Here is a 20,412-nt window from a genome sequence, read left to right as displayed (position 1 = left end):
TCCGCCAGTCTGCCAGGCGCACACGCGTCAGCCGGGTACCGGCCGGACCGTCAAGATCAACTGTCGGGCAGAATGGCCTCATGCCGATAACGAGCACTCCGGAGACGGCGACGCCGGACGACGCCGCAGCGGTCAGCGCGACCCTGGCCCGTGCCTTCGACGACGACCCCATGATGCGCTGGTTCTTCCCCGACGTCTCCTCTCGCCAGGAGGCGCTGGGCCGCTACTTCACCACGATCTTCACCCGGCAGTACGTCCGCCACGGCGTCTGCGAGCGTACGGGTGCCGCGGCGGCCTTCTGGGTGCCGCCCGAGGGCCAGGCGCAGGCCGTGCCCGACGCGGAGACGATCCAGGAACTGGTGAGCATCCTCGGCGACCGGGCCGGGCTGTTCCGCGACGCGGTCGAGGCCGCGGGCCGGCACACTCCTCAGGAACCGCACTGGTACCTGGCGGTGCTGGGCGCCGACCCGGCCGCGCAGGGCGGGGGACACGGAGCCGCCCTGCTGCGCTCGGGGCTGGCCAAGGCGGACACGGCGGGCCTGCCCGTCTGCCTGGAGTCCTCCAAGTCGTCGAACCTCGGGTTCTACGAGCACTTCGGCTTCACCGTGCGCGAGGAGTTCGCTCTGCCGGGAGGCGGGCCGGTGCTGTGGGCCATGCGGCGCGAGCCGCGCTCACCGGTCGGCGCCTGAGGGTACGCGCAGGGCCGGAGCGAGCCGGGAGCGAAGATGCCGCCGCTCCCGGCGACGCGTTGCCGCACATCCGAGGCCGCTTCCGGCGGGTGCCGTCCGGTTTCACGTGAAACGCAAGTTATTCGGGTATTCGGGGGGTCCGTGAGCCCCGTCCGGTCTACCTCCATGCCGCCCTTGCGCCCGCTTTGCGCCCTACCCGCCCTCCGGCCCGCGCCGCACCCTCACCTTCATGGCGGATACACACGAACCGCGACTCGTCCCGTTGCCCGGCCCCGACAGCAGCCGGCAGTCACCCGTCGACGCTCCGCGTTCCTGGGAGAGCGCCGACCGGAGGCAAGCCGTACAAGACGGAGCCACCGGGCCGGAGCCTCCTGCCCGGCCCGTCTGCCCGTACTGCGGCCTGACCGGTGAACGCCGCCTGACCTACACCGGTCAGCACGTGCTGCTCGAACCCGGGCTCACCGTCCCCGCCCACCTGGTCCCCGCAGGGCACCGCTGGCACGTCGACCCGGGCGGGCAGGCCTGGAACGGAGGACTGAGCGAGCCCCCGCCGGGCTCGGCCTGCCGCATCCCTCACCAACTCGCCTGCCCCGGCCTCACCCTGGACGAGTTGAGGCCGTGGCGCTGGCTGGACGCCGTACGCGAGGAGAACGCGCGCCGCGCCACGCGGCAGGCGCAGGACGGCGAGTGCCCGGGAGCGCTGCCCGACGCGGGGTGAACCGTTCCACGGCCCCGGTCCGGTCGTTTCGGCATGGGCAGGAATCCGGTCGGCTCCCGGCGATGTTGGCACTACTGCCACCACCGCACCCTCGTAGTCCTCCGGGAGCCCTCTGCCATGCAACCACTGGAGATCGACGCCCTCGTCCTCGACGTGCTCGGCACGCTCGTCGACGAACCCGCCGGCATCCGCGCCGGAATCCGCGCGCTGGCCCCGTCCGTCGACGAGGCCGGGGCCGAGGAACTGCTCGCACTGTGGCAGCGCCACGTCGAACGGGAGCAGCGCCGCGTCCTCGACGGTGCCCGGCCCTACCTCACCAGCGACGTCCTCGATCTGGAGGCCGCCCGGCTTGTCGCCGACGCCGCCGGAGTCCACGATCCGGCCGCCGTCGAGGAACTGGCCCGGTCGGGTCGCAGGCTCCCGCCCTGGCCCGACACCGTGCCGGGGCTCGCCCGGCTTGCCGAGCGGTTCCCGCTGATCGGCCTCTCCAACGCCGGGCGGACGGCGCTGCTCCAGCTCAACTCCCACGCCGGACTGCGCTGGCACCAGGCGCTGTCCGCCGAGGACGCCCGCAGCTACAAACCGGACCCGGCGGTGTACCGGCTGGCCGTCACGGTGTCCGGCCGACCGCCGAACCGGCTCCTCATGGTCGCCGCCCACGCCTGGGACCTGCGCGGTGCACAGGCCCTCGGCCTGCGCACCGCCTACGTCGCCCGACCCGTCGGCGACCCGCCCGCCTCGTCGGACCGCTTCGACCTGTACGCCGACGGCCTGGCCGATCTGGCCGACCGGCTCGGCTGAGCGTCAGGACGACTCGCGCACCACCAACTCCGTCGGAAGCGTCGTCTGCTGCCGGGGTGCGCCGTGCCGCGTGATGTCGGTGAGGATACGGGCCATGGTCCGGCCCAGTTCCTCCACCGGCTGACGCACCGTCGTGAGCGGCGGATCGGTGTGGCGGGCGAGAACGGAGTCCTCGAACCCGACGACGGCGACGTCCCCGGGCACCTGCCTGCCCCGCTCGCGGAGTTCGGCCAGAGCACCGACCGCCATGAGGTCGGAGGCGGCGAAGACCGCGTCCAGATCCGGCACGCGTTCAAGAAGCAAACGCATGGCCCGCCTACCGCCCTCCTCGGTGAAGTCACCCGCCTCGACCAGGAGTTCCCCGGCGGGCAGCCCCGCCTCCTCGTGCGCCCTCCGCCAGCCCGTCAGTCGGCTGCGGCCGACGTCCATGTCCAGCGGCCCGGCGATCGTGGCGATCCTCCTCCGGCCCCTGCCGAGCAGGTGCCGGACCGCCGCGGCGGCACCCCCGGCGTTGTCGGAGTTGACGTAGCTCAGCCGCTCGCCCGCGTCCCGGCGGCCGGCCAGCACGGTGGGCAAACCCATCTCCTCCAGCATGCCCGGCAACCGGTCCTCGGAGTGCACGGAGACCAGGAGGACACCGTCCACGCGGCGGGTCGCCACCGACTCGGTCAACTGGTCCCGCTCCGCCTGGTCACGGACGAGCATCAGCTGCAACTGGGTCCGGCTGTCGGCGAGCGCGCCGCTGACGCCGCGGATCAGCGCGGCGAAGAACGGCTCCGACCCGAGCCTGCTCTCCGATTCCGGGATCACCAGGGCCACGGCGTCGGTGCGGTTGGTGACCAGGCCGCGCGCGACCGAGTTGGGAACGTAGTTGAGTTCCTTGATGGCCGCGAGCACGCGGGCCCGTGCGTCGGCACTGACGAGATCCGAGCCGTTGACGACCCGGGAGACGGTGGTGCGGCCCACGCCGGCACGGGCGGCGACCGTTTTGATCGTGGGACGGCGGTCTCCGGTCATGTACTCCCCCCTCGGCGGCCGCGGCGGCGATGCCTGCCGCGGAGGTGACCAGCGGCAATTCTTGCAGACGCCGCCCTGCGCGGAGCGACTTCGGGGACCGGGAGGCGAACGCGGGGCCTCGGACTCACGGGCAACTTGTGTTCAAGTCATTGACAGATGGGCGCGCTCCCACGAGTCTTCACTGCGCCGGGTGGGAACGTGCCCACCAAATTGGGCACGTTCCCACTCCATGTGTGAGCGCCGTCGCTAGGAGGAGATCCATGGGCAGTCTCGGTTCGTTGCGCACGAGGGCGGTGGCGGCGGTCGCGGCCGTCGGCGCGCTGTCACTCGTCGTCGGTTGCAGCAGCGGTGACGACTCGGTCACCGGCGGCGGCAAGAAGGACGGCAAGACCGTCATCACCATGGGCATGTACGGGGTGATGGGCATCAAGGAGACGGGCCTCCTCGAGAAGTACGAGAAGGAGAACCCGGACGTCGACATCCAGGCCGAGATCGCCGGTGACGAGCAGACGTACTACACCGCGCTGCAGACCAGGCTCGCCGCCGGCAAGGGCCTGAAGGACATCCAGGGCATCGAGATCGGCCGCGCCAAGGAGATCACCGAGACGCAGGCGGACAAGTTCGCCGACTTCTCCAAGACGGCGGGCACCGACCACTTCCTGCCCTGGAAGGAGTCGCAGATCAGCACCGAGGACGGCAAGGTGCTGGGCCTGGGCACCGACATCGGCCCGATGGCCGTCTGCTACCGCAAGGACTACTTCGAGCAGGCCGGCCTGCCCACCGACCGCGAGGAGGTCGCCAAGCTGTGGGCGGGCGACTGGAAGAAGTACGTCGAGGTCGGCCGCACCTTCAAGAAGGACTTCAAGGGCGACGACGTGGCCTACATGGACGCGGCCAGCGGCCTGTTCAACGCCATGGTCTACGGCTACCCCGAGCAGTACTACAACGAGCAGGGCGACCTGATCCACGAAACCAACCCCGCCGTCAAGGAGGCGTGGAACCTCGCCGCCGACGCCGGTGAGGAAGGGCTCACCGCCAAGCTCCGCCAGTTCCAGCCGGGCTGGGACCCGGGCCTGGCCAACGGCACGTTCGCCACGGCCGTGTGCCCGGCGTGGATGCTCAGCCACATCAGCGAGAAGGCCGGTGAGGCCAACAAGGGCAAGTGGGACGTCGCCCGGGCCCCGAAGGGCGCCAACTGGGGCGGCTCCTTCCTCGGCGTGATCGAGCAGAGCCCGGTCAAGGAGGAGGCCAAGAAGCTCGTCGCCTGGCTGACCGCGCCCGAGCAGCAGGCCCACATCTTCAAGGAGATCGGCAACATCCCCTCCTCGGAGCAGGCGCTGCAGTCCCCCGACGTCAAGAACGCCAAGTCGGAGTACTTCAGCGACGCGCCGATCGGCCAGATCTTCGGCGCCGCCGCCCAGGAGATACCCGACAAGCAGGTCCTCGGCCGCAAGGACGGCACGATCAAGGACCTCTTCTCCCAGGGCCTGACCCTGATCGAGCAGGGCGACTCGCGTGACGAGGCGTGGAAGACCACCGCGGAGCGCATCGAGAAGGCGGTCGGCTGACCCGCGGGCCGCTGTCTCCCGTGGCCGTCCGGGCCCGCCGCCAGTCGAGCGGCGGGCCCGTGACCCGGCCCGCACATCCGCTTTCCGCTCTCAGGAAGGAAGTCCGGTGGCCACCTCCACCACCAAGGCCCGGACCGGCGAGGAGCCGCCCGGCAGGACGGGCGCCGCGGGCACCGCCCGGCGGCGCGGCGCACTGATGCACCGGCTCGACGTCAAGGGCGCCCCGTACGTCTTCGTCGCACCGTTCTTCGTCGTCTTCGCGGCGTTCAGTTTCTACCCCCTCGTCTACACCTCGTGGATCTCCCTGCACGACGTGGAACTGGCCACCCTCGACGTCATGGAGTGGGTGGCGTTCGACAACTACGTCGAGCTCTGGGGCGACTCACGGTTCTGGAACGCGCTGCAGAACACCATCACCATCGGCGTCATCTCCACCGTGCCGCAGCTGATGATGGCGCTGGGCCTGGCCCACCTGCTCAACTACCGGATGCGCGCCTCGCTGTTCTTCCGCGTCGCCTCGCTCGTGCCCTACGCCACGTCGGTCGCCGCGGCCGCCCTCGTGTTCACCATGATCTTCGAACGCGACTTCGGCATGATCAACTGGGCGCTGGGGACCGTCGGGATCGACCCGGTGAACTGGGAGGCCGACAAGTGGCCGGCCCAGGCCGCGATCTCCACCATCGTCATCTGGCGCTGGACCGGCTACAACGCGCTGCTCTACCTGGCCGCCATGCAGGCCATCCCGGCCGACCGCTACGAGGCCGCCTCCCTCGACGGCGCCTCCCGGTGGCAGCAGTTCATTCACGTCACCGTTCCCGGCATCCGCTCCACCATCGTCTTCACCATCGTGCTCTCCACGATCGGCGCCACCCAGCTGTTCGGCGAGCCGCTGATCTTCGGCCAGGGCCCCAACGGCATCACCGGCGGCGCGGACAACCAGTACCAGACGCTCGGCCTGCTCCTGTACGAGGAGGGCTGGAAGAACTACCAGATGGGCCGCTCGGCGACCGTCGCCTGGGCGATGTTCATGCTGCTCGTCCTCGCCTTCGTGGCGCAGCGTCTGATCAAGCGCCTGCGCTCCCGCACGTCCTGACCTGGAGTCGCCATGACCACCCAAAGCCTCCCGGCCCGGACGGACGCGCCGGCCCGGACCCCCGCCGGGCAGCCGGCCGGCCGCGGCGGCCGCCGGCTGCTGCGCCAGCGCGCCGGACGCCAGCACCACGCCGGCCCGCTCGCCTACGTCCTGCTCGCCATCATGGCGGTACTGTCGATCTTTCCGCTGTACTGGACCATGGTGGCCGCCTCCACCGACAACACCCGGGTCAGCCAGACGCCGCCGCCGTTCCTGCCCGGACCGAACCTGTTCAGCAACCTCGCCCGGGCCTGGGACGAGGCCGCGATGGGCAAGGCCATGGTCAACAGCCTCATCGTGGCCGGGGTGATCGCCCTGTCCACGGTGCTGTTCGCGACCCTGGCCGGATTCGCCTTCGCCAAGCTGCGCTTCAAGGGCCGCAACCTCCTGCTGATGCTGGTGATCGGCACCATGATGGTGCCCCCGCAGCTCGCCGTCGTACCGCTGTTCATGATGATGGCCGAGCTGGGCTGGTCGCAGCAGCTGCCCGCCGTCATCTTCCCCACCCTGGTCAGCGCGGTCGGTGTCTTCTTCATGCGCCAGTACCTCTCGGAGGCACTGCCGGACGAACTCGTCGAGGCCGGACGCGTGGACGGCGCGCACTCGCTGCGCATCTTCTGGAGCATCGTGCTGCCCGTCGCGCGGCCCGCCATGTCGGTCCTGTTCATGATCACGTTCGTGCACGCGTGGAACGACTTCTTCTGGCCGTTCGTGGTGCTCGACATGACCAACCCGACCGTCCCCGTCGCCCTCACCCAGCTCAGCGCGGGCTACGTCCGCGACCAGTCGCTGATCATGGCGGGCGCGCTGCTCGGCACGCTGCCCCTGCTGGTGATGTTCATCGTCTTCGGCCGGAAGATCGTCAGCGGCATCATGGCGGGCGCCGTCAAGGGCTGACCGGCCGTCCTGCTGCCGTCCCCCCCGTTCCTTCCTGCCGCCTTCCCGCCGGGCACGAGCCCGCGCACCCTCACCCCACCGCACCCTCCATCCCGAAAGGACTCACGTGGTCACCGCCGCACAGCAGCCCGCGTCCGCCGCCCCGGACGCCGCCCTGACCTTCCCCAAGGGCTTCCTCTGGGGCTCCGCGACCGCCTCCTACCAGATCGAGGGGGCCGCCACCGAGGACGGCCGCACCCCGTCCATCTGGGACACCTACGCCCGCACCCCCGGCCGGGTCCGCAACGGCGACACCGGCGACACCGCCACCGACCACTACCACCGCTGGCGCGAGGACGTCGCCCTCATGGCCGAACTCGGCCTCGGCGCCTACCGCTTCTCCCTCGCCTGGCCCCGTATCCAGCCCACCGGCCGCGGCCCCGCCGTACAGAAGGGCCTGGACTTCTACCGGCGCCTCGTCGACGAACTGCTGGACAAGGGCATCCAGCCCGTCGCCACCCTCTACCACTGGGACCTGCCGCAGGAACTGGAGGACGCCGGGGGCTGGCCCGAGCGCGCCACGGCCGAGCGGTTCGCCGAGTACGCGGCCCTCGCCGCGGACGCCCTCGGCGACCGGGTGAAGACCTGGACCACCCTCAACGAGCCCTGGTGCAGCGCCTTCCTCGGCTACGGCTCCGGCGTGCACGCCCCCGGACGCACCGACCCGGTCGCCGCCCTGCGCGCCGCCCACCACCTCAACCTGGCCCACGGTCTCGCCGTCCAGGCGCTGCGCGAGCGGGTCCGCGCGGACGCCCAGTGCTCCGTCACCCTCAACATCCACCACGTCCGCCCGCTGACCGGCGGTGACGGCGATGCCGACGCGGCCCGCCGGATCGACGCGCTCGCCAACCGGGTCTTCACCGGACCGATGCTCCAGGGCGCCTACCCGGAGGATCTGCTCAAGGACACCGCCGCGCTCACCGACTGGTCCTTCGTGCGCGACGGCGACCTCCAACAGATCCGGCAGCCGCTGGACTTCCTCGGCGTCAACTACTACACGCCCACCGTCGTCTCCGAGGCCGACGGCAGCGGTGCGCACACCTCGGACGGGCACGGCAACAGCCCGCACAGCCCCTGGCCGGGCGCCGACCGGGTCGCCTTCCACCAGCCGCCGGGCGACACCACGGCCATGGGCTGGGCCGTCGACCCGACCGGCCTGTACGACCTGCTGCGCAGGCTGGCGTCCGACTTCCCGAGGCTGCCGCTGGTCATCACCGAGAACGGTGCCGCCTTTGACGACTACGCCGACCCGGCGGGCCAGGTCAACGACCCCGCCCGGATCGCCTATGTGCGCGAGCACCTGGCCGCCGTGCACCGGGCCATTCTGGACGGAGCGGACGTGCGCGGCTACTTCCTGTGGTCGCTGCTGGACAACTTCGAGTGGGCGCACGGCTACGGCAAGCGCTTCGGCGCCGTCTACGTGGACTACCCGACCGGCACCCGCATCCCCAAGGCGAGCGCCCGCTGGTACTCCGAGGTCGCCCGCACCGGCGTTCTGCCCGGCGCCTGACCGGACCCGGTGCGGCACCGCCATCCGCCGCCCCGCACGGTGCCGCACCAAGAGCCCGCCCCCGTCCCCGCGCATCTGCGCGGGGACGGGGGCGGGCGCCTTCCGGCCGGGTCAGTCGAGCGGGTCGAGCGTCAGCCGCGCCTCGACCGGGTCGCCGTCGTGCACCAGCGACTCGTGGTGGCCGACGTCGTCGAAGGCGAAGGCGTACGCCTTCCCGTCGGCCATGTGGGCGTGGATGATCCGCGCGTAGTGATTGGTCACCGAGTCCTGGTAGAAGCCGTCCGCCGAGGAGTCGGGCTGGTTCGGGTTGCTCAGCAGCGTGGAGCGGTTGAAACCGGCGCACAGGGTGCGGGAGATCGGCCCGCGCACCTGGTCGTTCGGGGCGTCCAGGAGCTTGTGGCAGCCGAAGACGCTGGAGGCGTCCGGCTTCTGGAAGCTCGTGACGACCGCACCGGAGCCGTCGGTGAAGTTCATGACGCCGCCCGAGACGCGTCCGTAGTACTTCGTGCCGGGGCGGTCGGCGAACGGGGTGACGGTGAGGGTGCTCGTCGTGTACTTCTGCCAGACCCGGTTGATGTAGTCGTCCATGACGGACGCGGGCAGGGCACCGGTCTCCACGCCGTACAGCGGTGCCAGCGCCCGAAGGACGGTGCCGTCGGACCGCGTCTGGATCAGCCCGCCCCAGCCGGGCTGCGCCCGCAGCGCGTCGAGGACGCCGCTGTAGCCGCCGGCCTTCAGCCGGCCCGCGCTGCTCACGCCGCCGTCGGCGCGCCGCACGCCGACGGTGTAGGGAGCGGAGAACATGTCGACCTGCGTGCTGTTCAGCCACAGCCCGGAGTCGTTGAGTGTGTACTCGGACCAGTTGAACAGGATGTCGCGGTTGGGGTCGTTCGGGTTCTGGACCGCCGGCTGCACCAGGCCGCCCGTGGTGAGGCGGAAGTCGAGCTTCTGGCCGTACGAGAAGTAGATGCGCCCCGACAGCTTGGGGACGCGGATCGTCTTGGTCTGTCCGGCGGCGGGACCGGGGATGGACGCGTCCGGTGCGGGGGTGGGGGGATTGCCGCCGGCGGGCCAGGCGTGGAAGGTGCCGCTCGCGTCGGCCCAGCCCTGCTGACCTGTCGTCAGCGAGGTGCCCAGGTTGTAGATGTGGACCGGCTCGCCGCGGCCGGAGTTGTTGGTGATCTTCAGGGGGATGGTGGCGGGAACCGCCGCGTCCGCGGGCGGCGAGCCGCCGAACGTGAGCAGTGCGCCGGCCAGGCCCGCGGCCGAGACCACGGCGAGCAGACGGTGTTTGAGGCTGGAGAGCACCCTCGACCTCCGTGCGGGTGTGGGGGGGGATTGGTCCGTACCGAACCTGAGAGCGCTCTCAGCGTCTCGCCAGGGCGCGTTCATGTCAATGTGTGGGGAGGGCGTAGGGTTGTCGGCCTGTCCGGTGGTGCGGGGAGGGAAGTGGCGTGGTCACGGATTCCGGTGCGGGCGACGGCTGTCTGGCGTGCGACCTGATGGCGGGCAGAGCCCCGTTGCCGGGCGGCACCGTACTGCGCACCGGGGCATGGGCGGTGGAACACTGCGTCGGGCCGTTCGGTGCCGGCACCCTCGTGGTCAAGCCCGTCCGGCACGTGGTGCACGTCGCCGGCCTGACCGCGGAGGAGTCCGGCGAACTGGGGCCGCTGCTGCGGCGGGTCAGCGCCGCCGTCACCGAGGTGATGACCCCGGAGCAGGTCTATGTGTGCCTGTGGTCGCACGCCGGGGGAGTGCCCGGCCACATCCACTTCGTCGTGCAGCCCGTCGGCGGCGCGGACATGGCCCGCTTCGACGCCTTCGGGCCGGCGCTGCAGGTGGCGATGGGGCGGGCCGGGAGCTTCCCGGACCCACCGGAGGTGGAGCGCGTTTGCGACCGGCTGAGGAAGGTGCTCGGTTCGACCGGCCCGGCGGACCCGACGCGCTGAGCGGCCCGTTCAGCCGCTTTGGGTGTCCGTGCCGCCGAGCGGTCCGTAGTGCCGTACTCCGGCGGGCCCCCGTGGCGTCGTCTCGGGCCACAGGCAGTCCAGCACACAGGCGGACGGCGCGAAGAGCGCGGAGGGCACCGCCGGGCGGGCGAACCACCCCCAGCGCACGATTTTGTCCGGCTCGGTGACCCGGGGCGTCCCGGCAGCGCCCCGGGTGACGGCCGCCGCCGTCACGCGGGTCAGCCCGCCCAGGCCGTCGACGAGGACCGCCAGGACCCGTACGTCCGCCGGGTCCGCCACGAGCCCGGTCTCCTCCGCCAGTTCCCGGGCGGCGGCCGTCTCGAAGTCCTCACCGGCGTCGACCTTGCCGCCCGGGAGTTCCCAGCGCCCGTCGTGGCCGAGGCCGAGCAGGACCCGGCCGGCGGGATCGAGGACGGCGAGGCCGACACCGGTGAGACTGTGGGCGGCGGGGCGGGCGCGTTCGGGGCGCTCGGCGCCGGGAGTACGAGAGTTCACCCCGCCATTCCACACCGTCGCGGCCGTCCGGGGCCACCGGTCCTACAGCAGGTCGCGCGGCACCGTCTCGTTCCAGGTGCGCGAGAACACCCGTCGGCCGCCCTCGTAGCCGTCCAGCGTGGCGTCGACGAAGAACCGGCTCTCGTCGCAGGTGAGACGGGTGTGGGTGACCACGCGCACATCCCAGTCGGCGCGCCTGAAGTCCATCGTCCACGTGGACTCACCGCTCACGGACGTGAAGTCGTCGGCGACGGAGGAGTAGCGTTCGTGCGCGCGGCGGCCGACGTCGAGGCCGATCTCCTCGAAGCGGACCGTGCCCCGGTCCTTCACCGTCTCCAGCTCGGCGTGGTATCCGACCAGGTCCCGCTTCACGTCCCACCGTTCCTCCGGGGGCGTGATCGTCGTGGTGGCGAGGGGCGGGGTGCCCTCGGGCTCGCCGAACGGCACCGCCAGGCTGTCGTCGGCCTGCTCCGGGGGACGCACCGGGAGGGTGAGCGTGCTGGAGCCCTCGCGGAGGCCGAGCATCGCCGGTTTCGGCGGCGGCCAGGCGAGCGGCCAGTAGGACGTGGACAGCGAGAGCCGGACGCGGTGGCCGGGCGGGAAACTCTGTGCCACTCCGTTGAGGTGGACCCTGGCCCGGTAGCGGCGGCCGGGCACCAGCGGCTCGGGTTCTTCGGCGCTGTCCAGGCGGGTGAGGTTGAGCAGACCGTAGGTGACCCGGGTGGCGGCTCCGTCCGGGTGGACGTCCGACAGGCGCGCGGCCACCATGGCGATCGGCTGGTCGGCCGTCAGATCGAGGTCGACGGCCGGCGAACCGAGGATCTCCATCCGCTCGGTCAGCGGCTCGGTCTCGAAGACGAGGGAACCGCCGTCCTCCTCGCGCTGGTCGTAAGGCAGGTCGGGCGGCGCGTTGTAGGAGGCCCACTTGCCCGCGAACTGGCCGACGGACAACGGGGACCGCACGGTCAGGTCCTCTCCTCCGTCCCCGGGACCCGCCTCCACGTCCGCTGCGAGGGCGGGCCCGATCCGCCGCCCGGTGAGCGGGTGCGTGACCGGACGGACATGCGGGGACGGCCACTCGGGCTCCGCCACCCAGCGTCCCGGCCGCTGTTCGTACGAGGTGGACGGCGGGACGCTGTCCTGCATCCACGTCCGCAGCATCGGGCCGTCCATCACGCCGTTGTCGACGCCCTTGAGCCAGTGGTCCCACCAGCGCACGACCTCCTGGAGGTAACCGATGGCGGGCCCCGGTTCGCCGAGGTGGGGGAACTTGTGCGACCAAGGGCCGATGAGCCCCTTGCGGGGCACGTCCAGGTGGGCGAGCAGCCGGGTCACGGCGTTGGAGTAGCCGTCCGCCCAGCCGCTGGACGCGAGCACCGGACAGCGCACGTCCGCGTAGTTCCCGGAGACCGAGGCGTGCCGCCAGTAGTCGTCGAGCCGCTGGTGGCGCAGCCACTCCACGACCCAGGGGCGCGCGTGCTCGAGGCGTTCGTGCCACATGTCGCGCCAGCTGTCGCCGGCCACGGCCGGGTCGGGGGGACAGGTGGCGTAGGCGAACATGGTGCCCGCCTCGGCCAGGTTGTCCGACAGCATGGCGCCGCCCATGTAGTGCATGTCGTCGGCGTGTCGGTCGTCGGTGAAGGACGCGATCACGATCGCCTTGAGGCTCGGTGGCCGGCGGGCCGCAACCTGGAGGGCCGCGAACGCCCCCCACGACAGCCCCATCATCCCCGTGCCGCCGTCGCACCAGGGCTGGTCGGCGAGCCAGGCCAGCACCTCCTCGGCGTCGCGCTGCTCGATCTCCAGGTACTCGTCGCGCAGCACCCCCTCCGACTCGCCGGTGCCCCGCAGGTCGACGCGGACACAGGCGTAACCGTGCCCGGCGATGTAGGGGTGGTGGATCGAATCGCGTTCGGCGGTGAGGTCGCGCTTGCGGTACGGGATGTACTCCAGCACCGCCGGCACGGGTTCGTGGTCCGACGACGTGGGCCGCCAGATCCGCGCCGACAGACGGACGCCGTCCGACATCGGGATGACGACGTGTTCCTCTTCCTTGGTCGTGTACGGCAGGTGGGTCACATGACGCATGGTCGGCGCTCCTTAACTCCGCGCTCCTTCCGGCGGCCCGTCGAAGGTGAGGCCCAGGGCAGCGACGCACTGGTCGTACTTCCTGCGCAGGTCCGCCTCGTCGTCGCCGCCGGTGAAGATGTGCGCGAGTTCGTAGCTGTAACTGTCCTGCTGGGAGAGGTCGGAGAGCCGTCGGCCCGGCTCGGGCAGGACCTCGATCCGTACGCCCGGTATCTCGCGTTCGACGCGGGCGACGTCCTCGGCGGAGGGCACGTGGCGCACCACACCGTCCGTGAACCAGCGGTAGTACCACTTCGCCGCCATCGCGTACCGGCCCTCGCGGTGCGGCATGCGCGGGTCCCGGCCGAGGGCGAGGGCGAGCATGGCGTGGTGGTTGGGCACGCCGTCCACGTACTGGAACAGCTCGGCGTGGGACTGGGAGTGGCGCGGGTTGATCTCCAGCAGGCTGATGTCCTGGCTGCCCGGGTCGTAGAAGTACTCCACGCTGAACGTCGCGTTGTCGAAGCCGATCCGGCGCATCACCCGCTCGGTGACGTCGCGCAGCCGGGCGACGACGTCCGCGGGCAGCATGGAGGGGTACTGGTGGCGCAGGAAGCACGGTGAGTCCGGATAGTCGATGGAGTCGAGCGTGCCGTAGACGACCACCTCGCCGTCGTGCACATAGCCCTCCACCGCGACCTGCACGCCCGACAACGCCTCCTCGGCGAGACACACCCGGCCTCCGACACCGTTCATCTCCGGCGGCAGGTCCACTCGGTCGAGGATGTGCTCGAAGGGGCGGCCGACACGGGAGATGCCCTCGCGCACCTCCGCGACGGCCTTGCGGAACTCCTCCTCGTCCCCGACGCCGAAAGCGAGTTCGGACGAATAGGACAACGCGGGCTTGAGCCACATCGGGAACCGCACGCCGTCCGGCGGACGCGGCGGGTCCGCCGCCAGGTCGACGCGGCCGAAGCGCGGATGCCGGTCCGTCACCTCCCGCTGTTCGAGCCGGCTCCAGTACTTGTGCTCGCACTTGACCACCGACTCGAGACTCGTGGTCCGGGTGCCGTACCTCTCGCCGAGGATCGGGACGAGGGTGCTGACCGGGAAGTCCCAGTAGCCGACGATCGCGTCGATGCTCCCGTCGAACTCGTCCAGCACCGTCTGTGCCTTCTCCAGCACCGCCGGCAGGCGCACCTCGCCGTCCTGCAGCTCCTCGACCGTCAGCAGTCCGTGGAAGCGCAGCGATTCGGCACCCGGCACGGACTCGAGCACCGGAAGGTTGGCCTCGTCGAGACCGACCACGAAGACGTTCTTGACCTTGTCGTCAGACACGGCTCTCCTCTCTCCTCCCAGGTTCGGCGGGGTACCCCGGCACGGCGCGGGAAACCTCCGCCGTGACCGGTCAGATGACGCGGAAGAGGTCCGCGGCGGCGTGGACGTCGGTGAGGTCCTCGACGGCGCGCAGGTTGTCGCACAGGGTGTCGAGGACCGAGTCGGCCTCGGCGACGCGCGGGGTGCCGACGGCGATGCCGAAAACCCGGAAACCGAGCCGCTGCTTGGCGGCGTTCCAGTCGCGCATCCACTCCTCGGTGACGCCGCAGTCGTCGTCGGTCAGCATCACGATGTCGCCGCGGGCGCGGGCCGTGTCGTCGAACTCCGCCTCCAGCAGTCCGGCGGCCGCCGTGAGCGGCCGCTGGTAGCTGGTGCCGCCGCCGAGGAAGGACTCCGCGAAGTCGAGCACCTCGGTGACGGGCGCGGGCCGGCCGGCCGGGAAGCGGAAGACCTGGAGCTTGTCGGCGGCGGCGAACAGGATGCCCACGAAGTCGCGCCCGGCGTCGCGGGCCTGGTCCAGCAGGGCGAGGGCGCACGCCTTGGCCCACGCCTCCCGGGTGATGCCGCCGGGCCCCGCCTCGTACATGGAGTGCGAGGTGTCCACGCAGGCGATGATCGCGCCCCGGCCGGTGGCCTGCTCGCCCTGGCTGTCGTAGAGCATCAGCTCACCGGCGGCGTAGCGGGCGGCGAACACCGCCCGCAGTTCGGGCAGTCCGAGGGCCGCCAGCTCGGAGGGGAGGACGCGGGAGAGGTCGTCGCCGAGCGTGACGCCGATCAGTTCCCCGGTGGCGTTCTCCACCCTGCGGGCTCGCTCACCGCCGGCCATCTGCCGGAAACGCCCGATGAGCTCGGCCCACCGGGCCAGCCGGCCGGTCCGCAGCCGCTCGGCGAGCCGGGCCCGCTGCTCGAAGGGCATCCGCTCCAGTTCTCCGGGGCCGACACCCCACGCCCGCATCAGCGCCGTCTCGTTCCGCGTGGCCTCGGCGGCCCGGGCCACGGCGCCGCGTGCGGCGGCCCGGATCCCGGGGACGGCCGCCCCGAGCGCCTGTGCGGCACCGGCGGCGGCCTCGCGCGCGGCGTCCTCGGCGCTCTCGGCCGCCTCCGCGGTCCGTCCCACGGCGTCGGTGCCGTCCTCGCGGGTCTCGTGGCCGTCCTGCCGGAGGGCGTCGGCCACGGCGGCGGCCGCCTCCTCGGCGTCCAGCAGGCTTCGCTTCGCCCGCTCGGCCTGTTCCTGGGCACGCCAGGAGTGCTCCAGCATCCGGCGCAGCGCTCCGGCCTGGGCGAGTACGGCCATGGCGGCGGCGTACGCGTCACCGGCCGTCTCCCGGTGCAGCGCGGCGAACTCCGGGGAGTCCGTCAGGGACGTGATGATCTGGTGGTTGACCAGCCGGGCGGGGTCCATCTCCGCCGGCCGCCGCAACCGCGGCCGTGCCTTGTAGGCGGCCTGGAACGTGTCGGCCAGCAGGTCGGCGGCGTGGGCGTGGCGGTCGTCCAGTTCCCGGGCCAGCTCGCGCAGTCCGTCCGACTGCCCGTGCATGTCCTGCCAGGTCATGAGGTCGAACCGGTCCGCGACCACGGCGGCGGTGTGCCGCTCGGCCGTGGCACTCGAAAGGCTCAGCCACTTCCCGGCCCGGCTCGCCGGCTCGCCGCGCGCGTCCGGTGCCGCGTCCGATGTCCCGTCCATGTTTCCGGCCGCCCCGGTACTCAGAGCTGGGCCTGCACCGTGCTCGCGTCCACACCGAGGGCCTCGGTCAGGACGCGGGCGCGTACCGCGCGTTGGCGACGGGCGACCCGGTCGATGGCTGCGGTGCTGCGTCCCGCGCTCGCCGCCTCCGCGCGCAGCTTCTCCAGCCGCTTCCCCGTCGTGGCGAGCTGGTGATGGGCCTTCTTGATGACCCACTCGCTCAGCGCCTCGCGGGACTGGCCGGCCATGGCGTCGAGCTGGGCCTCCAGTTCCTCGACGGTGTCCGCCAGGTCGAGGGCCTCCTTGGCGTCGGGGTTGACCAGGTGCAGCACCTCCCGCTCGACGAGCGGACGCTGGGCGGGGGAGTCCCACAGCACATGTGTCAGCACCGACAGGTCGGTGTCGGTGACCGCGGGGCGGCCGTCGAGGTAGGCGGAGGCCTGGAGCAGGCGGACGGCCTGCCGCCAGCGGCGGTCCGAGGCGACGAGTTCCTTGCGGCGCAGCGCGGCCCGCAGCGTGCACACGGCGTCGACGACGGCGTCGGGGACCTCGACGGCCGGGACGGCCTCGGCCACGGCGTACTGCAGCGAGGCCAGCTCGATGGTGGTCCGCGGCGGTGCCTCGGTCCCGCCGACGGCGGAGCGGACCAGCGCGGCGAAGTTGGAGGGGTCCGTCAGGTAGCCGACCTCGAGGCGCACGAGCAGCCGGTCGTAGATGGCGGCCGAGTCCTCTCCGGTGGGCAGCTCGTTGCTGGCCGTGATCGCTCCGATCAGGGGACAGCGGATCGGTTCGCCGCCGTTCTCGGGGTGGTAGATCCGCTCGTTGAGGAAGCCGAGCGTCTCGTTGAGCGCCGCCGTGGAGCACTTGAAGATCTCGTCGATGAACGCGATGTGCGCGGTCGTGGCGCGGCCGTCGTAGACCTGGCGGTACTCGCCCCGGGCCAGCGCGGCGACGTCGATGGGGCCGAACATCCTCGTCGGCGCGGTGAACTTCGACAGCAGGATCTCCCAGTAGGAGGCTCCGTCGATCCGGCCCGTCAGTTCCCGGGCCAGTTCCGACTTGGCCGTACCGGGGGGTCCGAGCACCAGTGAGTGCTGACCGGCGAGCAGCGTCACCACCAGCGTCCGCACGACGTCGGCCCGCTCGTAGAAGCGGTCCGACAGTTCGTCGCCGATGGTCCGCAGCCGCTCCGCCGTCTCCCGCGCGTCCTGTGCGCCCATAGCCAACTCCTCGCCTCGGCGCTCGGACGGCCGACGATTCGCAGCCTATTACGCGCGTGTGCGTCCCCGGCGAGGGGGGAAGGCGCCCGCTCGCGGCGGGTGGCTTCCCCCCTTCGGCACCGGGCGAACGCGGCCGCGCTCAGCCGCCGACGTTGACGTCGATGCAGGCGTAGAAGGCGTTGTCGGTGTCGGCCACGTTCCACACCGCGAGCACCTTCTGGTGACCGGACAGGCCACCGAAGTCGACCTGGTGGTTCACGACGGCGTCGGGCTTGGCGCCGCCGTCGTCGAACACGGCGATCCGCTGCCCGCCCACGAAGTACTCCCAGGTGCTCGTGGCGTGCTGTGCGGTGAGCCGCCACGAGAACGTCGTGTTTCTCGGCACCGGGGTGACGGTCCAGCCCCTGCTGTCGTCGTCCAGTTCGGCGAAGCGGCTGTTGCCGCCGCTGCAACTGGTCAGGCCCTTGGGGCCCTCGACGCTCTGGGGCTCGTACTTGATGTCCCCGCAGGACACCGTGCCGGCCGCGCACTGGGCCTGGCGGCTGGGCGGGTCGGAGATGTAGCCGTGCGCGCTCGCCGACGAGGCGGGGAGACTGACGGCGATGACAGGGGCGAGGGCCGCGCCGATCAGGGCGGCGGTCTTCCTGCTGGCGTGCATGTGAAGCTCCTTCACCTCGGGCCGTCCCGGGGCGCACGGTCAGGAGTGTGGGGTGACCGCACGTCGGAGGCGGCCTCTCTGAGTGGGGTCGAGAGACGCGAAGGTGACGCACACCCGCCGCCACGCTGTGCGGTGGTGAGCCCGCGGGGGACCCAACTCCGCAAGCGGAGCGACGAGTTCTGTTGGACTAGACCATACAAGCGGTCGACGTGAACGTGTCAAGGGTGTGACGTCCGCTGTTCGGAGGCCGCCCCGAGTTGATAGGCAAGTGGGAGCTTGCCTATCCTGGAGCGGTGGCCGACGACCTCTTCAAAGCGCTGGCCGACCCCACGCGCCGCATCATCCTGGACGAGCTCACGGAGAAGTCCGGGCAGACCCTGTTCGAGATCTGCTCGCGGCTGAGCATGAGGCATCACCTCGGCATCTCCCGCCAGGCGGTCTCCCAGCACCTCGCCGTGCTGGAAGGTGCCGGGCTCGTCGAGACCAGGCGGGAGGGGCGCTACAAGTTCCACGACCTGAACGTGGCCCCGCTCCGGCAGATAGCCGAGCGCTGGCCCGCATCCGACCCCGACCCACCCGAAGCGGAAGAGAGCACCCCGTGAAGATCCATCTGACCAGCGTCTTCGTAGACGACCAGGCGGCGGCACTGCGCTTCTACACCGAGGTCCTCGGCTTCGTGAAGAAGCACGACGTCCCGGTGGGGGAGACGGACCGGTGGCTGACCGTCGTCTCGCCCGAGGACCCCGAGGGCCCGGAGCTCCTCCTGGAGCCCCTCGGCCACCCGGCCGCGCGCACCTATCGCGACGCCCTCGTCGCGGACGGCATCCCGCTCGCCCAGTTCGCCGTGGACGACGTCAAGGCCGAGTACGAGCGGCTGCGCGGTCACGGTGTCCGCTTCACCCAGGAGCCGGTGGAAATGGGCCCGGTCACCGCGGCCGTCTTCGAGGACGGCTGCGGCAACCTGATCCAGATCGCCACGCAGGGGTAGTGGGCGGTAGCCGTACGGCGGCGAGGAGGGCGTTGACAGGTCAGGCTAATGGCAATAGCTTCTGGCTAATGTCATTAGCCAACGCTCTCCGGAGGCGTCCATGACCGAGTACCTCCCCGTCGACGGCGGGACGATCGCGTACGAGGTGGCGGGCTCCGGCCCTCTGATCGTTCTGGCTCACGGCATGGGTGACAGCCGCGCCGCCTACCGAGCCGTCGTCCCGCGGCTGGTCGCGGCCGGGTACCGGGTGGCCTCGGTGGACCTGCGCGGCTGCGGCGAGTCCAGCGTCGACTGGCCGGCCTGGAGCCGCACCGACATCGCCGGCGACCTGCTCGCCGTGATCCGCCACCTCGGCGGCCCGGCCGTACTCGTCGGCCACTCGGTCTCCGGCGGTGCCGCCACCGTCGCCGCGGCGCGGGAGCCCTCGCTGGTCACCGCGGTCGTCGAGCTGGCGCCGTTCACCCGTAAGCAGTCGGTCGGCCTCGGCGACCTGAAGGTGAGGCGTTTCCGGCAGGGGATGCTGCGGCTGCTCGGCGCGGGTCTGTTCGGCAGCCTGCCGCTGTGGCGCTCGTACCTCGACCTCGCCTACCCGGGCGTGAGGCCGGCCGACTGGGCGCGGCGGCTCGGGCGCATCGACTCCCTGCTGCGCGAGCCGGGCCGGATGAAGGCCATGCGGGCCATGGGGCGCAGCGCCCCGACGGACGCCGGAGCCCAGCTCGGCAACGTCCGCTGCCCGGTCCTGGTCGTCATGGGAACCCTCGACCCCGACTGGGCCGACCCGCACGCCGAGGGCATGGCGGTCGTCGAGGCGCTCCCGGCCGGCCTCGGCCGCCTGGAAATGATCGAGGGTGCCGGGCACTACCCGCACGACCAGTATCCCGACCGGGTCGTCTCGCTCGTCCTCGGCTTCCTGCGTGCGGACGCCGCCCGTGCCTAGGGCAGGCCTGGACCCGGCGGCGGTGGTCGCGGCCGGTGCCGCCCTCGCCGACGAGGTCGGTCTGGCCAACCTGACGATGGGTTCGCTGGCGGAGCGGGTCGGTGTGCGCGCCCCGTCGCTGTACAAGCACGTGGGCGGGCAGGAGGATCTCCTCCGGCGCATCGCCGTCCTGGCGATGGGCGAGGCCGCCGACGCGGTGGGCGGCGCGGTCCAGGGGTACGCGGGCCGCGACGCCCTGGCGGCGGCGGCCCGGGCGTTCCGCGCCTTCGTGCTGGAGCACCCCGGCCGGTACGCGGCCACGATCGGACAGGAGCCGTCCGGCCCCGACGACCCGCTGGCCGCCGCGGCACGGCGACTCCTCGACGCGTTCATGGCCGTCCTGCGGGGCTACGAGGTCGACCCGGCCGACGTGGACCACGCCCTGCGCATGCTCCGCAGCCTGTGCCACGGTTTCGCCACGTTGCAGGCCGCGGACGGCTTCCAGTGGAGCGCCGACGTCGACGAGAGCTTCGAATGGCTGATCGACTTCGCCGATCGGGGGCTGCGCGCCCGGTGAGGGGCCGCTTCGGAAGCATTGCAACGAGCCGTGTGGCACGGTTGCGTTAACCGATACGCATTGCAATGATTCCAAGGCGACCACCTGCATAGATGATCGATCTCTGCAATAAATAGGTTGTCCGCTTC

20 protein-coding genes are annotated in these 20,412 nt (G+C 71.6%); 12 read left to right on the top strand and 8 right to left on the bottom strand.

Annotation, left to right across the window (positions count from 1 at the left end):
• The first annotated feature begins 80 nt into the window (after positions 1 to 80).
• The 3 genes from M6G08_RS27405 (at position 81) to M6G08_RS27395 (ending at position 2,208) form a co-directional block, all read left to right on the top strand.
• Positions 81 to 689 carry a GNAT family N-acetyltransferase gene (locus tag M6G08_RS27405; protein WP_272589796.1) on the top strand — a complete coding sequence of 203 codons (609 nt, stop codon included), beginning with the start codon at positions 81 to 83 and terminating at the stop codon, positions 687 to 689.
• 229 nt (positions 690 to 918) lie between these two features.
• The gene (locus tag M6G08_RS27400) at positions 919 to 1,407 is read left to right on the top strand and encodes a DUF6083 domain-containing protein (protein ID WP_272589795.1); all 489 of its coding nucleotides are present in this window, start codon (positions 919 to 921) and stop codon (positions 1,405 to 1,407) included.
• 117 nt (positions 1,408 to 1,524) lie between these two features.
• A complete protein-coding gene (locus M6G08_RS27395) occupies positions 1,525 to 2,208 on the top strand; it encodes a haloacid dehalogenase type II (RefSeq protein ID WP_272589794.1) in 684 nt (227 codons plus the stop codon).
• Between the two features lie 3 nt (positions 2,209 to 2,211).
• On the opposite strand, the gene M6G08_RS27390 is transcribed toward M6G08_RS27395, so the two are convergent.
• Positions 2,212 to 3,225, bottom strand: coding sequence for a LacI family DNA-binding transcriptional regulator (locus M6G08_RS27390; RefSeq protein WP_272589793.1), 1,014 nt, complete (start codon positions 3,223 to 3,225; stop codon positions 2,212 to 2,214).
• Positions 3,226 to 3,485: 260 nt separating this feature from the next.
• On the opposite strand from M6G08_RS27390, the gene M6G08_RS27385 reads away from it, so the two are divergent.
• The 4 genes from M6G08_RS27385 to M6G08_RS27370 all read left to right on the top strand — a co-directional run bounded on the left by M6G08_RS27385 (position 3,486) and on the right by M6G08_RS27370 (position 8,371).
• Positions 3,486 to 4,793: an ABC transporter substrate-binding protein gene (locus tag M6G08_RS27385; RefSeq protein WP_272589792.1), complete on the top strand. Its 1,308-nt coding sequence runs from the start codon at positions 3,486 to 3,488 to the stop codon at positions 4,791 to 4,793.
• Positions 4,794 to 4,899: 106 nt separating this feature from the next.
• Positions 4,900 to 5,886 carry a carbohydrate ABC transporter permease gene (locus M6G08_RS27380; protein ID WP_272589791.1) on the top strand — a complete coding sequence of 329 codons (987 nt, stop codon included), beginning with the start codon at positions 4,900 to 4,902 and terminating at the stop codon, positions 5,884 to 5,886.
• Positions 5,887 to 5,898: 12 nt separating this feature from the next.
• Positions 5,899 to 6,822 carry a carbohydrate ABC transporter permease gene (locus M6G08_RS27375; protein WP_272589790.1) on the top strand — a complete coding sequence of 308 codons (924 nt, stop codon included), beginning with the start codon at positions 5,899 to 5,901 and terminating at the stop codon, positions 6,820 to 6,822.
• Between the two features lie 106 nt (positions 6,823 to 6,928).
• On the top strand, positions 6,929 to 8,371 hold the full coding sequence (locus M6G08_RS27370; RefSeq protein ID WP_272589789.1) for a GH1 family beta-glucosidase: 1,443 nt from the start codon (positions 6,929 to 6,931) through the stop codon (positions 8,369 to 8,371).
• Positions 8,372 to 8,482: 111 nt separating this feature from the next.
• Here M6G08_RS27370 and M6G08_RS27365 read toward each other — a convergent pair whose 3' ends face one another.
• Positions 8,483 to 9,679 carry a glycoside hydrolase family 64 protein gene (locus tag M6G08_RS27365; RefSeq protein ID WP_272589788.1) on the bottom strand — a complete coding sequence of 399 codons (1,197 nt, stop codon included), beginning with the start codon at positions 9,677 to 9,679 and terminating at the stop codon, positions 8,483 to 8,485.
• A 146-nt stretch (positions 9,680 to 9,825) separates the two neighbouring features.
• On the opposite strand from M6G08_RS27365, the gene M6G08_RS27360 reads away from it, so the two are divergent.
• Positions 9,826 to 10,320: an HIT family protein gene (locus M6G08_RS27360; protein ID WP_272589787.1), complete on the top strand. Its 495-nt coding sequence runs from the start codon at positions 9,826 to 9,828 to the stop codon at positions 10,318 to 10,320.
• Positions 10,321 to 10,329: 9 nt separating this feature from the next.
• Here the strand turns inward: M6G08_RS27360 and M6G08_RS27355 are convergent, their stop codons facing one another.
• The 6 genes from M6G08_RS27355 to M6G08_RS27330 form a co-directional block, all read right to left on the bottom strand.
• Complete coding sequence (locus tag M6G08_RS27355) at positions 10,330 to 10,836, bottom strand: nucleotide triphosphate diphosphatase NUDT15 (RefSeq protein ID WP_272589786.1); 507 nt, start codon at positions 10,834 to 10,836, stop codon at positions 10,330 to 10,332.
• 42 nt (positions 10,837 to 10,878) lie between these two features.
• The gene (locus tag M6G08_RS27350) at positions 10,879 to 12,924 is read right to left on the bottom strand and encodes a CocE/NonD family hydrolase (RefSeq protein WP_272589785.1); all 2,046 of its coding nucleotides are present in this window, start codon (positions 12,922 to 12,924) and stop codon (positions 10,879 to 10,881) included.
• Between the two features lie 12 nt (positions 12,925 to 12,936).
• Complete coding sequence (locus M6G08_RS27345; protein ID WP_272589784.1) at positions 12,937 to 14,241, bottom strand: ATP-grasp domain-containing protein; 1,305 nt, start codon at positions 14,239 to 14,241, stop codon at positions 12,937 to 12,939.
• A 70-nt stretch (positions 14,242 to 14,311) separates the two neighbouring features.
• Complete coding sequence (locus M6G08_RS27340; protein ID WP_272589783.1) at positions 14,312 to 15,925, bottom strand: VWA domain-containing protein; 1,614 nt, start codon at positions 15,923 to 15,925, stop codon at positions 14,312 to 14,314.
• Between the two features lie 20 nt (positions 15,926 to 15,945).
• Positions 15,946 to 17,145 (bottom strand): AAA family ATPase, encoded by a 1,200-nt coding sequence (locus tag M6G08_RS27335; RefSeq protein WP_272589782.1) that lies wholly within the window; start codon positions 17,143 to 17,145, stop codon positions 15,946 to 15,948.
• A 139-nt stretch (positions 17,146 to 17,284) separates the two neighbouring features.
• Complete coding sequence (locus M6G08_RS27330; RefSeq protein ID WP_272589781.1) at positions 17,285 to 17,803, bottom strand: lytic polysaccharide monooxygenase auxiliary activity family 9 protein; 519 nt, start codon at positions 17,801 to 17,803, stop codon at positions 17,285 to 17,287.
• Between the two features lie 293 nt (positions 17,804 to 18,096).
• Here M6G08_RS27330 and M6G08_RS27325 point away from each other — a divergent pair, with 293 nt between their 5' ends.
• The 4 genes from M6G08_RS27325 to M6G08_RS27310 all read left to right on the top strand — a co-directional run bounded on the left by M6G08_RS27325 (position 18,097) and on the right by M6G08_RS27310 (position 20,284).
• Complete coding sequence (locus tag M6G08_RS27325; RefSeq protein ID WP_272589780.1) at positions 18,097 to 18,405, top strand: ArsR/SmtB family transcription factor; 309 nt, start codon at positions 18,097 to 18,099, stop codon at positions 18,403 to 18,405.
• A complete protein-coding gene (locus M6G08_RS27320; RefSeq protein WP_272589779.1) occupies positions 18,402 to 18,791 on the top strand; it encodes a VOC family protein in 390 nt (129 codons plus the stop codon). Before M6G08_RS27325 ends, M6G08_RS27320 begins: the two co-directional genes overlap by 4 nt.
• A gap of 100 nt (positions 18,792 to 18,891) precedes the next feature.
• Positions 18,892 to 19,728: an alpha/beta fold hydrolase gene (locus tag M6G08_RS27315; protein WP_272589778.1), complete on the top strand. Its 837-nt coding sequence runs from the start codon at positions 18,892 to 18,894 to the stop codon at positions 19,726 to 19,728.
• A 22-nt stretch (positions 19,729 to 19,750) separates the two neighbouring features.
• The gene (locus M6G08_RS27310; RefSeq protein WP_272591445.1) at positions 19,751 to 20,284 is read left to right on the top strand and encodes a TetR/AcrR family transcriptional regulator; all 534 of its coding nucleotides are present in this window, start codon (positions 19,751 to 19,753) and stop codon (positions 20,282 to 20,284) included.
• The last annotated feature ends 128 nt before the right edge of the window (positions 20,285 to 20,412 follow it).

The sequence above is a fragment of the Streptomyces sp. M92 genome (genome assembly GCF_028473745.1).
In the GTDB taxonomy this organism is placed as follows: Bacteria; Actinomycetota; Actinomycetes; order Streptomycetales; family Streptomycetaceae; genus Streptomyces.
The sequence above is the reverse complement of the archived record's forward strand: the minus strand, read 5'-3'. Positions and strand labels throughout refer to the sequence as shown.

Bases quoted from the DNA above. Each gene is read 5' to 3' on its own strand.
- M6G08_RS27405 (WP_272589796.1), top strand. From the start codon at position 81: ATGCCGATAACGAGCACTCCGGAGACGGCGACGCCGGACGACGCCGCA.
- M6G08_RS27400 (WP_272589795.1), top strand. From the start codon at position 919: ATGGCGGATACACACGAACCGCGACTCGTCCCGTTGCCCGGCCCCGAC.
- M6G08_RS27395 (WP_272589794.1), top strand. From the start codon at position 1,525: ATGCAACCACTGGAGATCGACGCCCTCGTCCTCGACGTGCTCGGCACG.
- M6G08_RS27390 (WP_272589793.1), bottom strand. From the start codon at position 3,225: ATGACCGGAGACCGCCGTCCCACGATCAAAACGGTCGCCGCCCGTGCC.
- M6G08_RS27385 (WP_272589792.1), top strand. From the start codon at position 3,486: ATGGGCAGTCTCGGTTCGTTGCGCACGAGGGCGGTGGCGGCGGTCGCG.
- M6G08_RS27375 (WP_272589790.1), top strand. From the start codon at position 5,899: ATGACCACCCAAAGCCTCCCGGCCCGGACGGACGCGCCGGCCCGGACC.
- M6G08_RS27350 (WP_272589785.1), bottom strand. From the start codon at position 12,924: ATGCGTCATGTGACCCACCTGCCGTACACGACCAAGGAAGAGGAACAC.
- M6G08_RS27340 (WP_272589783.1), bottom strand. From the start codon at position 15,925: ATGGACGGGACATCGGACGCGGCACCGGACGCGCGCGGCGAGCCGGCG.
- M6G08_RS27335 (WP_272589782.1), bottom strand. From the start codon at position 17,145: ATGGGCGCACAGGACGCGCGGGAGACGGCGGAGCGGCTGCGGACCATC.
- M6G08_RS27330 (WP_272589781.1), bottom strand. From the start codon at position 17,803: ATGCACGCCAGCAGGAAGACCGCCGCCCTGATCGGCGCGGCCCTCGCC.
- M6G08_RS27315 (WP_272589778.1), top strand. From the start codon at position 18,892: ATGACCGAGTACCTCCCCGTCGACGGCGGGACGATCGCGTACGAGGTG.